This is a genomic window from Corallincola platygyrae, assembly GCF_039544265.1.
In the GTDB taxonomy this organism is placed as follows: domain Bacteria; phylum Pseudomonadota; class Gammaproteobacteria; order Enterobacterales; family Neiellaceae; genus Corallincola; species Corallincola platygyrae.
The window spans coordinates 39,514-52,998 of sequence record NZ_BAABLI010000017.1; the positions used below are offsets into that span (position 1 = coordinate 39,514).

Consider the following 13,485-nt stretch of genomic DNA (forward strand, 5'->3'; position numbering starts at 1 on the left):
AACAGCAGCTGAAAGCTAATTAAACTCAACTGGGCTGGGCTTTGCCTTACAGTCCAGGCACAACTTGAATCCGGTTTCATTAACCAGATTGCCTTTGTCAAACACGTAAACAAACAGTGAGCCAGTAACCTTCTCGAAGCTGCCTTGATCAAGGTTGAAGCTGATGTTTGTTGGCGTCCATTCGGTGGGCAACTGGATCTCAGCATGTTTCACTTCTGACCAGTTAGGTGCGTCACCAATCATGATGCGCTGGAAGGTATAATCCAGGTAAATCTCGGAAACATCAGTCTGCTGCAGGTACTGCACCTTGCCGTCAAACCCAATCAGACCAATGTTAGCGCTGAAATTCGGATCTTCTTTCACATCAATCATCTGGATGTCGTGGTTGACTTCATTGTCCACCAACGCAACCAGCTGACGCGTATCCAGGTTGCCCCATACTTCCATATGGGTCCATTTTCCTGAGACACCTATCCAGTCGGTATATGAACGTCCACCCATACCGCTCATTTCGTCGTTGGTCCAGGAGATACGCAGGTTTTCGCCACCGGGGTTATCCCAAACACGAATAAACTTGTTAGAACCGTAACTTTTCTCCTGGTCGAGGATAGTTGCAGTCACTTGATCACCAGAAGGACGAATCGTCTGGATCAAACGCCCCAGGTCTTCTGTCTTCTTGGCATCGTCAATATCGATATGTACCACTTCACGGCGCCCGTCAGCATCCTCGATCACCTCATAGTGAAGCAGACGCGCCGTCTTATCGGGTTTCTTGCCGGTGGTATCGATGACCAGCACCTCTTCACCCACATCTTCAGGCGCGCCGGTTTCAAACATGCCGCCTTCAGGTGGAGAAATAACGTGTTGGTAGTAGTTCTGTGGATGTGCTTTTACTCGCATCCACCAAGAGATATAGAAGTGGCGAGCTCCTCTTACCGTGTTCGCACCAGATATAGCCCTTGGCCAGCCAAGATAAGACTTAATGCCTGGCATAGAGTAATAGGCCGAGAGATGTTCGGTACGTGCCGTGCTTCGCTCGATTCGCGGCGGCACCCCATCCCAGTTATATTCACTGGATTTGGTCCAGAGCGCATCAGGGTCCACGTTGTCCCTGACAATATCTGCACCATTGGCATAGCTGGTGTAATGGTCATTAGGTACCCCATTTTCATACACCAGATCGGTTTTATCATACAATTTTGGCGCTGCTTGATCTTTCTCACCAAAGCCACTGCCCATGACAGTGATTTTAACGCCTTGCTGAATATCATCGCCTTCGACTTGAACGCTGTTGATGGTCGGAGCCGCATTCACCACTCCGGTCATTAACGTCAGGACCAGTGTGCAACTGCATACATGCCACGCCCGGTCCTTTAACCCACTCAATGGACCCATAGTTATCACCTACATCCTGTCTCTACTTATGCTCAGTTTAGCAAAGCATCACCAACTCGCGGCTTCAACTTCGCGGTTTTTGTGTAATCCATTCGACGGCTTGAAGTGCATCAAAAGACGCCTCTTCCAATTGCCAATCAATGTCGTTGCTCTTTTCAAATCCTGCATTGGCGAACAGCTGTGCACAAGGCAGGTTTCTGTCACTGGCGACATAGCGCCCAGTTACTGCTGAAACATCAGCAGCTTGGGCTAATTTCACAACCTGATGCAACATGGCAAGCTCGAGATTAAAGCCCATCGCGCGGCAGCTCATTATGAAATTAGCGATATACCAAGTATTGTCCTTACACTCGATCACAGCCACACAAACAATACCCAGCTCCCCAAATTTATCGCCCAGCTCAGCCACAAAAATCCGGAAATTAGGGCTTGTCATCATCTCTGCCAATTCTGATTTGTCATAACGAATGGTAGTAGTATTGAACTGGTTGGTTCGTGACACTAACTCACTGACGCGATCGAGATCTTTATCCAGCGCCTCGCTGAAGCGCATCGTTAGTCCAAGAGAAGCCATCATCGCCGGATAGTCTAACTGACCACCCATACTCTGTTTCCGCGCCACTTGTTGCTGATACATCTCGGTACGCTTGCTGGCTTCTTCAGTTTGCTGAGTATTGGGAAACTCAAACAGTAGTTCGAGGGACTGCCAAACCCAATCAGCTTCAGCATCCAGGCACACCACATCGGGGAGTTCGTTAGCAACTAACTCACGCTCAACCGGGTTGTCATCGATAAACACAAAACTGTTTAGCCCAAGATTAAGCTCATGAGCCACTTCAGCGATATTCTGTGGCTTCATCTGCCAGTTGATCTTAGTTGCAGCAAAATCTTCAGGCTGCAGCGTCATCTCCTGCCAACGTATGTTTTCCTCGCTGTTTTTGCTTACAGCAATTAGCAATAGACCCGCGTTTTTCAGTTCTCTTAGCAGCTTTTGTCGGCCATGAAATTGTTCTACCTCTTCATCCGCCATCACGCCTCGCCAAAGCGTATTATCAAAATCGAGCAACAATGCCTTGGTTTTCTTAAGGTGCTGAAATGCCCGAATTGGCTTCAGATATTGAGGTGAGAGCATCTGACCAAATGCAGACGTATGAGCCATAGTGCGGAGTGCTTTTGGCAACAAATTTTTGGATGCCGGACGCCAGCCATACTGGTTTACCGCTTGCCATTCATCGATTAACAGGCAATTTTCAGTATGTTCTGCCAGATCACCTAACCCCTGATTAAGCAGCGCCATTAAACGCTTTCGACCTCTGGAGAGAGGAGGCAAAACCGGCAGGTGATGGCGCCAACGGGTCAGCGGCAAGCCACTTACGTTATGCAGTAGCACCGGCACATTGGTTAGCTTGCGCAGCTCAGCGATAAAATCCCTCGCTTGCGCCAGCAGCATGTCGACTCTGGACTGCAGGCCATCTTGATCGAGTTGGTCAGCTTCTCGCAGGACTAACGAATAAGCCGGGATGCCAGAAAAGCTAAAAAAGCTGATACCGATAAGATCAACCTGATTAACAGACAGAAAAGCTTTCACATCATCCAGAGACAAGCCTCGCTGCTGCGCATTACTGAAGTAAATACAACGCATATCCAAAGCGATATTCTGCTGAGCGCATAACGCAGGCAGAAACACGCGGATCTCGTTCATTAGACAGTCACCTAATGCCAGCAGTGATACAGGCAGCTCTGATGCTCGCAGCAACGGAGCATGCAGCTCCTGCCAATACTGTTCCAGTACGGCTTCTTCAGGAGGCGCCAGAGACAATGTCTTTCTCAGGGATGCCAGATCCTGATTTAATAGCTGCTGGAAAAATTCAGCACGACGAGACATGGCCTCGCGATGAGGGGCATACCTGAGGCGTTCATCCAGATAGATGGCTGACATAGTCTGGTCGCCACCCAAACAGCGACACAACAGCTCGACCAAGGGCGCAAGAAAACGCTCTGTCAGCCGCTCTCGATCACCTTCTCTGACACCAGAGATCTGCCAGTTGGCAACCCATGATGGAGAAAACTGATGTTCATACCAGGCTTGCACCAATGCTGGCTTGGCGGCTCGGATCTTATCGGCCAATTGCGGTGCCGCAAGTTCCATCTTTCACCTCTTCCTATTTGCTTACGCTTACTGTCTAACTGCTTGTTGCTGGCAGCTATGCAGGATGTGGCAACTTAAATCTGACTGACGCAAGGCATCAGCAATCAACTCGTTCGCTGCTGGCTGATAGTGCACTCTATCCGCTTGAAACAGCTGCTTTTGACGCCAACCACTCTCTCTAAACAGTTTCCGCACGTCGATAACCGGGTAACGTTTTTTCAATCGGGCCAGGCGGTCACCATAATCATCGTGTAACTTCTGTTTCCAGCCACCGCGAAATTGCGCGGCATCAGGCATTGCCAGGAATACCACCTTGGTGCCGGCAGCAGCAGCTTCATTGATTAGAAGCTGCATCAACAGCTCCAGCAGGTGCTCAGCATTTTCGTCGCTGCCTTGCCACAGCTTTGACACCCTTGAAAACTGCTTGCGGAGATAATCCACAGAACGGGAAAGTGGCATAAAGTGTGTGCGCTGATATCGCTCGAATCGGCCATAGTAGGCATCGTGTTCGCCTAAAATATGCAGTAGTTGTTGGTTTGGTAGTGGAGATAACCACTGTGGGTCAACGCTTAGCAGAGCGAGCACGCCCAACTTGTATTCAAATCGCGGCTTCAGGTAAGGCATGTAAACCTCTTTTGGACGCCGCAAAGGAATGTACAAATTTTTTAAGCCAGACACTGGGTCCGGATTGATCCCCACCACCAGCAGGTCAGGTTGGAACTGTTTGAGGTAGTGCCGGTAGTAGATCAGCACCTGATCCATCTCGTGCAACATGGTGCCAAAATTCATGGTTTCCAGCTCATTGCTGGCAAGAAAACCTGAGATAGTTTCTGCGTTGGAAGCGAGATGGCCACCGTTAATCATCGAACTGCCGGCAAACAGCACACGACCACGACCATTACGCTCCATGGCATATGTTGCCGTGGTGCGCGCTCCAAACTGATCGGTCTGCCAGTGATGCTCATGCAGATTACTTTGGTTTACCCAGCCAACATTCACATCAGGCTTCAAATAACCTTCGCCTGCTAAAAACTTATGCGTGCTTTCTACTGCCTTGTCCGGTAGATAAAGATCAAAATACCAACGGGTAGGCAATACCGACGGCAAGATGAATGCAACGCAGAGCTCAAGGCCGATCCAGACCAGTAACACCCGTTTAAGAAGCGGAGCATCAAGTGATAATCGTTGCCAAAACCTAAACACTGCCGACCTCAAAACTGAAAATAAATAAAGGGGGTCTGCCCGCTGGGCATGCCGTGGGTGAGGGCGACCATCATCGCCACATAAACACCTGCTCGCACCCACATCACTGGTCTGGCCGATACATTATCCGACTTATCGGAGCTATGCTCCTGAGACCAACCAACCCCATGCTCAATCAAAAACGCAACAAATGCTAACCAGACAATGGCAGGCAACGCCAATACTGCCCCCTGCTGCACCACAAACAAGCCTGTGTAAAAATCGACAGCAGACACCATGGAATCACTGCGGAACACCACCCAAAGCAGCATCACAGCCAACTGAGTAATAGCCCAACGGAGCCACCAGGCTTTTGTCAGGAACTGTCCAATCACACTGCCATCGGTCAATCGCTGCCACACATGGGTCAGCGACACCAACAGGCCATGCAGGCCACCCCAGATAACAAAGGTCCAATTCGCACCATGCCACAAACCACTGATCAAAGTGGTCACAGTGACATTAAAAAAGTTTCGCCAGGGCCCGCACTGGTTGCCTCCCAGGCTGATATAGACATAGTCGCGGAAGAAGCGGGACATAGTCAGATGCCAGCGGCGCCAGAAATCAACAATGCTGGTAGCTAGGTAAGGGAAGTTGAAGTTTTCCGGCAATGAGAAGCCCAACATTTTGGCGCTACCGATTGCCATATTCGAGTAACCCGAAAAGTCGGCATAGATCTGAACACCATAGCCAATCATTGCAAGCCACAGCATACCTGTACTGTGACCGGCGGTATCGACAAAAACAGGGTCCACCAGGTAGATCCCCAGGTTATCGGCAATAAAGACCTTACAGAACAACCCCTTCAGGAAGCGAAGCGCACCATCTTCAAACGTCGCCCAGTGGAATTTCCGAGGCGCATCTAATTGATACAAAAACTCCCGCGCCCTTACGATGGGGCCCGCCACCAATTGCGGGAAGAAAGCAACAAAGGTAGCAAACGTGAGCAATGACTTGTGGGGGGTGAGTTTCCCACGATAGATATCGAGGCTGTAACTCAGGCTCTGGAAGGTGTAGAAGGAAATCCCCACAGGCAGGATGATGTTAAGCGTCTGCAGCCCAGTCTCTATGCCCAAGCCTTGAAGCATGCCTTGCAGACTATCGATGAAGAAGTTGCAGTACTTGAAGTAAAACAGTATTGACAGGTTGATCACCAAACTGGAGGTCAACCAGAGCTTGCGGATCCGAGTACGCTTTTCATCGCATATCTTATGGCCGACATAGTGGTCAACCAATGTGCTGATAATAATCAGACTAAGAAAACGCCAATCCCACGCTGCGTAAAAGACATAGCTGGCCACCAGCAGCATATGGTTCTGCCGACGACGGGACAATAACCAGTACAAAACTAATACGGTGACAAAAAAGAACAGGTACTCTTTGGAGGCAAAGGTCATCCGCCTGCTCCCACCGCAGAATTGCGCGGGCTGAACCAGCGGCGACGATAGTTCTTAATCAAACCAAACATACGTCCCACAAAATAGGCTTGGTAGATGACGTAAAGCTGCGCCAACTTCACCAACTCTAAACGATTGCCCTCATACTTAATAAGCCTGTGAGTTGCTGCCAACCCGGGAATTCCCAGTAAACTCAGAGCGCAAAGCAAAGCAACAACGGCCATCGCTGGTACAAACCAGGATGCCAATATAGTAGGAATGAGGAGCAGGCCAGCGAGTGTGTAGAGATGGGTTAGCCAGAGTAGTTTATCTGACAATGAGCGTGCCGATTCGATTTGATAACTGCCATGCCACATCTGACGACGCATAGTGCCTGACAGCGTTTTCGGATATCCCAGATGTACCACAGCGCAATCTTTCAGCTGTATCACTTTGTAGCCTGCAAGCTGCACTCGATGGGATAGGTTGTCATCTTCCCCTGCAGACAGTGAAGTATCGAAGCCACCGAGCTCCTCAAACAATGCACGACGCATGATAAAGCTACCACCCGCCAGAGAGTCGGTTTCACGTCGTTCCGACACCTGCTCAGTGATCCAGGCTTTTTCTACCCAGCAGGCATCTTTTTCAACCAGATAAACACCGCCCACGGCGCCAGTCTCAGGGTTGTTCAGTTCCTCCACCGCCGCAGAAAGCCAGCGCGGATCCACTTCGCAGTCACTATCGACAAAGGCAACAATTTCGCCTTTGCTCTCAGCCACCCCGTGATTGCGTACGGCACCCACCAGACAGCGTTCCAGCACTTCAACCTCAACACCGTGCTCGCGACAGATCTCAGCCGTACGATCTTGTGAACCATTGTCTATTACACGAATGTCAAAACGGTCCCTGGGGTAATCCAGTTTAGCCAGAGACTGCAGACAACGGGCAATGTAGCGCTCTTCATTAAAGGCGGGGATCACAATGGATACAAAGGGTAACACGGACTACACACTCCCTGATTCAGCCAACGCTTCGCCCATCATGCCAGCATAATGTTGCAAATACGCATCAGCGGTATAACTAATACTATAGTGTTGCGAAAACACTCTGGCTTGCTCTGCTAGTTTTGTCTGCAGTTGATCACTGTTTAGCACTTCACTGATCCCTTTTGCGAGATCTGTCGCTGTGAGTTCACTTAAGCAAAAAGCACTTTCGCTAGACAGCCCCAATGGTTCAGTGGCACCAGGAGATGCCACGACGGGCAGTCCCAGACACATGGCCTCCAGAGTCGCCAAACCAAACCCTTCATAACGGCTACAGGCCAGATAAATATCCGCTTGCGACAAGAACCAGTATGGATTGCTCTGATGACCCAACAATACGATTTGGTTCTCAATACCCAGAGCCGACGCCTTACTTTCCAATTGCGTGCGCTGCTCCCCTTCTCCAATCAACCAAAGCTCCAGTTTGGGATGGGTCTCCCGCAGTCTGGCAAACGCCTCAATCGCCAGATCAAAGCCTTTTTGAGGATGCAAACGACCGCAGCTGACAAGGACGCGTTTGTCGTTGCGGCGCGCCAACCATTGATCTGCGTCAGTTGGCGCATGCGTAGCGGCCTCAAGTACCGCACGGCGATTAACGCCGTTCACCAATGTTTCCACTGGCAGCTGATAGGCATCAGCAAATTGTTGACTTGCCTGATCTGACACAGCAACCGTTTTAGTGTTACTTCCAGACAGCGCCCAATGCTCTAGCTTTCGTTTGACTGCCGCAGCCACCCCCTTGTCGGTGAAGTAGGGATAACAGTTATGTATGGTTCGGAGATGTGGAACATCTGCAGTTCGCCAGCAACGGGTCCAGAATGACGGCTGGAAAGAGTGACTGTGTATCAATGAAGGTTGCCACTGTCTTAACAGCTCTGGCAATTTGGTCATGACAGCGAGTTTGCCATGGCTTTCCAGAACAGCGCCGGCCTCTATCAGTCCATCAAAAAACTCCAGGTGAGATTTGTTTCCTTCACATAACAGCAAATAATGGCGGTACTTCTGCATATCTGACTGCTGAAGCAATGCTTTTAGTAGTGCAATGATGCCGCTGACTGGCCAATGAACAAAATGAAGAATGGCTGGCGCAGTGGAACTGGAACTCATGATGCCAGCTCCGAAATCACGGCTTTAAACTTGCCATTGCTGTTCTTAGGTATGCTCTCCAGATATTCAAACTGTATCTGCATCTGAGGACCCGTGCGTTTAGTGATTTCATAACGAAGTTCATCTTCCGCAGACTGGTCATATTGCTCATCTCTTACCAGCCTGAACAATAGTTGGTCTCTGGCTTTTTGTATGATTTGCGTTTCGTAAATCCCCCGCATCCCCTTAAAGATAGGGTCCATGCGACCAAGAGGGCGCCCGTCAGGGGTAACCAGAATGTCATCCACTCGGCCCTCTAACTGCTGCAACACTGGAAAAGCACGGCCGCACTCACAATCAACATCAGAGGGCGTCAAACAATCACCCAAGCGGTAACGGATCAGGGGCATGGCTCTGTTTACCAAGCCGGTACATATCGCCTGGCCCGTTTCACCCGGCGCCACTGGCTGGTCCTCATCATTGAGTATTTCCAAGATGCCGTGCTCTGGGTGCAGGTGCATACCACCGTGCTCACATTGAGAAACAAATAGTGCCATTTCTGTGCAGCCATATTGGTCTATCACCGGAGCATCAAAGCTGGCTTCTATCATCTCTCTTTGATGCCCCAATAAGGTTTCGGCGGTGGTAAAAACCACTTTCGGCTTTAACCTGGGTAACTTGTTCTGCGCTATGTATCTGGCAATCGGGTAAATACTGGAGGGATAACCAACGATCTCTTCTGGTTGATAGCGGACCAGTTGCTGATAGTAAGCCGCGAGATTTTCATCGGCCAGATGGTAAGAAGACATCAGTAGATTTCGCTGGGCTCTGTCATAGCGCCAGAAAGGCGGCTGACTTTGTTCAGGAGCCATGATAATGCGGCCAAACAGTGTAGCTCTTCTGCCGAGAGGGCCCACACCAAACCAATGTCTTAATCGGCTCCAGAAAGCATAATGCTCTGTGCGACTATCAACGTCGCTGTAAATCGTAATAGGAGAGCCACTACTACCACTGGTATTGAGCGTAAAATAACGACCACTGGCAATTACACGCTCATCCACCAGAGATTGAGGATCTTCTCTTAGCTGCTGCTTTTCTAAAATCGGAAAGCATTCGAGTGCGCTTAAATCCCTGATGTCGTCAGCCGCCAGCCCCTCTCCTTTTGCCCAGTTTCGATAGTAGGGAACATGGGTAACGGCCATTTTTGCCAGTGCGACAAACTTCTCGGACTGCAGCTGTTTCATCGCCTCTTGATCGCGATTTTCACTGGCAAGCAAGGATTTCAGGTAGCGTTCGGCATCAGGGCTGAAACGCTCCTTTCGAAGTTTCAGGCCATACATGGAGACCAGCAGATTCTGGCACCAAACTGGTGACGCATAATAGAGTTTTTCCATCCAGGGAGACATGAATCTAATGACTCCCTGCCAGCAGATCTTGATAGAGCGCCAGGTATGCGTCTGTCATTGCACCAACACTGTAGTTTTCCAGCTGACGAACCCTGGCCTTTGCTGCGGTAATGGCAGCTTTCTCTGGATCGTCGAGTAAAGACGCAATCCCTTTGCTCAACGCAACATCATCCGCAGGAGGGACCAGCACACCACATTTTCCCTGTTCCAGCACGTCAGGAATGCCACCCACAGCGGATGCCACCACAGGGGTGCCACTGGCCATGGCTTCCAATAAGGCCATCGGCAAACCTTCGGTTAGGGAGGGCATGACAAACAGGTCTGCTCGTTGCAGAAGTGCTGGTATCTGGTCACTGAAACCTGGCATCAACACTCGTTGATTTAATCCGAGCCGATCAGTTAACTCAGTTAAAAACTCTCGCTGACCACCTTCACCAACAATAAGTAACTTAGTACCGGGGTGGCTTTGCTCCATGTCGGCCATCGCGTGCAACAGATGTGAAAAGCCTTTTTCGCGAGATAAACGCCCAACAGCAAGCAACAGATGCTCGGCACCCTGGATAAACGTTTCAATATCTTTGGGCAACGGATAAGGAGTTATCTCTGACTGCCAATCCATACCATTGGCAATCACCTGACCACCCGCCACTTTCAGAGACCGCACCCTTGGATGCTTGCAGGTTTCTTCGCTGACAAAAACTACACGCTCCAGTCGCTTGAGCATCTTGCGGTCAAGCCATTCGTAGCACCACATTTTGGTCCCAACAGGAGAGTGCACATAGCCATGTACCGTAGACAGGCAGGGGAGACGTTGCGTTTTGGGTAGCAGCCCCATCAGGATATTGAACTTGTAGCCATGACTATGCAGCAGATCGACTCCCAGGCGGCGAGCCTCATCAACCACCTTGCGCGCCAGAGCGAGATTCAGGCCATTCTTCATCCGCAAGCAAATCAAAGGCAGATCCAATGACTTTGCCATGGTTTCTATCGGCTTTTCAGGCACACCGATATCGCCAACGCTGAGCAGCGTCACTTGCGCATCTTTGGCTAAGGATGCCTTAGCCAGTCCAAGCAGCATTTTTTCAGCGCCATAAAGACCGCCACTGTCGATCAAGTGCATCACATGCATCGACTTATCCTACGCGAGGTTTCCACAGCACCACTTTTTCTCCCTTCACAAATCGAAGAAAAGCATGAGCTGATGCCACATTAATCAGCGTAAAGTAGTAAGGAATACTGACCAGCGCCCCACCACCGGGTCGAAGATGGCCAATCAGAGCCAATCCATAAAACGCTAAATGCAGGATAAATGTGAAGCCAAAAAAGCCGCCCTGCACAGACAATGGAAGATGCACCAGCAGTAGCAATGCTTGCGGAATAAATGCCAGATACCTCAGCAGCTTGTGACTGAAAAGCTGCCAACTGAACAAGGCGTTGTTACTGGTGTCGAACAACGCCCGCATATCCCACATACCCCACAAAGCTCTTAGCCCAACGCGAACGCGCATGCGATACTCGCGACCACTATCGTCCAGAGCATCCTCTCCCAGCAATGCATCAGCCTCGTAAACGACCCGATGCTCCTGTGCAACGACTTTCAATGGCTGTACAAAGTCCGGCAATTGATCGGCATTCATCTCCTGATAGAGCGCTTTGCGCATGCAATCGATACCGCCATCGACCCCTACTACTGAGCCTATACCGGTTTCCCAGCGACGCAATGCATTCTCATATTTCATATATGCACTGCAACCATCTGCCGTCATGCTCGATTCAGGATTACCGTAGATCATCTGCCCGGTGACATATCCCACCTCTGGGTCGGCAAAATTGGCAGCTAACTTGCGAATAGCATCATGTCGGTACACAGAGTTGGCATCTGAAAACACAATCAACTCACCACTCGCTTCCGGCACCGCCATATTCAATGCTGACGTTTTCCCCGCTCGGGGGCTTTGTACCAGAAGTTTCACTCTGGCGTCTTCATTGGAGATCTGTTGAACAATTTCATCTGTGCCATCATCTGACCCATCAGAAATAACGATCACTTCAAGGGATTCGTTGGGGTAATCCTGTGCCAGTTTGTTTCTGACCGTTTCTTCAATATGGTCAGCTTCGTTGAATGCAGCAATCAGCACTGACACTTTGGGTGTTATCTCTGCTTTGGCAACTGGACGCGGTTTGAATTCTGCCATCCAGGCAACCAGCGTCGGATAACCAAAATAGATGTAAATCAGTAGTGCTAAGAGTAGCCAAAAGAGAAGTTCCATCATGTCATTCCATACTACTGCTTTAACTGCCAACGAGACGCCAATTGCTGCTGCAACTGTTCGCCCTGGGATGATAATACTTGCGCCAACGCCTGACGGGCCTCACTACAATCAAACTTGCATGGCAGCTGTAAAGAGACCAACGCAGCGTCATGCCGTTGCCGCCAAAGCGCCGGCAACTCTGCTAACTTCGCCATATAAGGGTTGGTCTGTGGCGCCCCCCCTACTGTCATCCAATACCCAACCAACCATACCTGGCGTGGACCAGTTCGAGGCTCCATCTCTTTAACAATAATGGGCGTTCCATCAGCCAGTAATCTCTGCTCAGAAGCGAGCGTCACCCACTGATTGCGCGCAAACAGCCAGCGATACGGCATAAAGTCCTGACGCTCCTGCTGCTGCCAGTAATAAAACCGCTCAAGCAACACAGGCTGCTGGGCCACTTTAAACCATTGCGTTACGCGCTCTGCTCGCTCAATCGGTCTGAAATAAGCCGGCGTCATGGCAGCGGGAGGCTGAATGACTTCAGGATATTCTGAAACCAAGACTGGCGACCTGAACTCTGCCACTGGAGGTGTTTTGATTAAAACAGCGAGCGATAGGGGTGCCACAACCACAATGACGAATCCCATGATGGTTTGTGGCAAGCCGGGTGTGCGGGAAGCTGGCATGCCTTCGACTGGCTTAGGCGCTGAATTGTCACCTCGCCAGCGAACAAGGAAAAACATGATGCTGAAGATAATGCCAAACAGCACAAAGCCGTATAGCTCATGATCCTCAAGCAAACCGCTCTGCATCTCGGTTACGTAACCGATAATAATCAGGCTATAGACGCGTAACCAGTTGGTAAACAGGCCGAGAAACAAGCCCAAACCCAGTAAACTCAGTCGCCAACGCCAGCTCTTGAAGAACAGTTGACCACTAAGCAGTGAAAACGCCATGCCAATGATGAGATAGCGCAAGCCAGAACAGCCATCCGCGACAGTAATAATGCCGCTGGGAAGGTGAATTTCATTTCCCTGAATCAGAACCGGCATTGAATGCAGAGAGAGTAGAGATGTGGTAACTACCACGGTTAGATCAATCAAATAATCGTTGATGTGATCCCAGATGGGTACAGCAAAACAAAACAGTAATGCGGGGAAGAAACACTGTTTAGCTATGTGTGGGCCCGCCACCAATAATACAGCAGACCACCAGATCCAAGGTAAAAGCACCTGTTGAACAACCAAAATATCAGTTGCCGCAGCTACCCACCATAAGCCCACACTTATCAGTAAAGGCACGACACCAATGAGGAGAGGAGATAAGGGCAGAGATCGAAAAACGACTCTCTGGTCATGACACCACCAGAGGATCACCCCCATAAGTAGCAAGCCATGGCCGTAGCTTTCATCAAACTCCCACCAGCGCTGCCAAAGCGTGCCCATGGTAGACCAATAAAGCCAACCCACCAGTACGACTAGCATGGGTGGCACTATCACATTCCAAGGGATTTTCTTAGCCGTTTCCATGACC

The 13,485-nt window shown here is 50.1% G+C and carries 10 protein-coding genes; all 10 read right to left on the reverse strand.

From position 1 onward, the window contains the following. Positions 1-15: 15 nt before the first annotated feature. A complete protein-coding gene (locus ABEA14_RS14850) occupies positions 16-1,395 on the reverse strand; it encodes a hypothetical protein (RefSeq protein ID WP_345340867.1) in 1,380 nt (459 codons plus the stop codon). A gap of 64 nt (positions 1,396-1,459) precedes the next feature. After that, complete coding sequence (locus ABEA14_RS14855; protein ID WP_345340869.1) at positions 1,460-3,544, reverse strand: HAD-IIIC family phosphatase; 2,085 nt, start codon at positions 3,542-3,544, stop codon at positions 1,460-1,462. A 27-nt stretch (positions 3,545-3,571) separates the two neighbouring features. Then, positions 3,572-4,747 (reverse strand): SGNH/GDSL hydrolase family protein, encoded by a 1,176-nt coding sequence (locus ABEA14_RS14860; RefSeq protein WP_345340871.1) that lies wholly within the window; start codon positions 4,745-4,747, stop codon positions 3,572-3,574. Positions 4,748-4,755: 8 nt separating this feature from the next. Further along, the gene (locus tag ABEA14_RS14865; RefSeq protein WP_345340873.1) at positions 4,756-6,183 is read right to left on the reverse strand and encodes an MBOAT family O-acyltransferase; all 1,428 of its coding nucleotides are present in this window, start codon (positions 6,181-6,183) and stop codon (positions 4,756-4,758) included. Further along, a complete protein-coding gene (locus tag ABEA14_RS14870) occupies positions 6,180-7,163 on the reverse strand; it encodes a glycosyltransferase family 2 protein (protein WP_345340875.1) in 984 nt (327 codons plus the stop codon). The genes ABEA14_RS14865 and ABEA14_RS14870 overlap by 4 nt, the downstream gene beginning before the upstream one ends. A gap of 3 nt (positions 7,164-7,166) precedes the next feature. Continuing rightward, positions 7,167-8,312, reverse strand: a complete 1,146-nt coding sequence (locus tag ABEA14_RS14875) for a glycosyltransferase (RefSeq protein ID WP_345340877.1) — start codon at positions 8,310-8,312, stop codon at positions 7,167-7,169. Next, positions 8,309-9,697 (reverse strand): phenylacetate--CoA ligase family protein, encoded by a 1,389-nt coding sequence (locus ABEA14_RS14880; protein ID WP_345340879.1) that lies wholly within the window; start codon positions 9,695-9,697, stop codon positions 8,309-8,311. The genes ABEA14_RS14875 and ABEA14_RS14880 overlap by 4 nt, the downstream gene beginning before the upstream one ends. 4 nt (positions 9,698-9,701) lie before the next feature. After that, positions 9,702-10,826, reverse strand: a complete 1,125-nt coding sequence (locus tag ABEA14_RS14885; RefSeq protein WP_345340881.1) for a glycosyltransferase family 4 protein — start codon at positions 10,824-10,826, stop codon at positions 9,702-9,704. Positions 10,827-10,830: 4 nt separating this feature from the next. Further along, positions 10,831-11,967: a glycosyltransferase family 2 protein gene (locus tag ABEA14_RS14890; protein WP_345340883.1), complete on the reverse strand. Its 1,137-nt coding sequence runs from the start codon at positions 11,965-11,967 to the stop codon at positions 10,831-10,833. 14 nt (positions 11,968-11,981) lie between these two features. After that, positions 11,982-13,481 (reverse strand): exosortase, encoded by a 1,500-nt coding sequence (gene xrt / locus ABEA14_RS14895; protein WP_345340885.1) that lies wholly within the window; start codon positions 13,479-13,481, stop codon positions 11,982-11,984. Positions 13,482-13,485 lie beyond the last annotated feature (4 nt).

Coding starts and splice junctions, on each gene's coding strand:
- ABEA14_RS14890 (WP_345340883.1), bottom strand. CDS start 11,967: ATGGAACTTCTCTTTTGGCTACTCTTAGCACTACTGATTTACATCTAT.
- ABEA14_RS14880 (WP_345340879.1), bottom strand. CDS start 9,697: ATGTCTCCCTGGATGGAAAAACTCTATTATGCGTCACCAGTTTGGTGC.
- ABEA14_RS14855 (WP_345340869.1), bottom strand. CDS start 3,544: ATGGAACTTGCGGCACCGCAATTGGCCGATAAGATCCGAGCCGCCAAG.
- ABEA14_RS14885 (WP_345340881.1), bottom strand. CDS start 10,826: ATGCATGTGATGCACTTGATCGACAGTGGCGGTCTTTATGGCGCTGAA.
- ABEA14_RS14875 (WP_345340877.1), bottom strand. CDS start 8,312: ATGAGTTCCAGTTCCACTGCGCCAGCCATTCTTCATTTTGTTCATTGG.
- ABEA14_RS14865 (WP_345340873.1), bottom strand. CDS start 6,183: ATGACCTTTGCCTCCAAAGAGTACCTGTTCTTTTTTGTCACCGTATTA.
- xrt (WP_345340885.1), bottom strand. CDS start 13,481: ATGGAAACGGCTAAGAAAATCCCTTGGAATGTGATAGTGCCACCCATG.
- ABEA14_RS14850 (WP_345340867.1), bottom strand. CDS start 1,395: ATGGGTCCATTGAGTGGGTTAAAGGACCGGGCGTGGCATGTATGCAGT.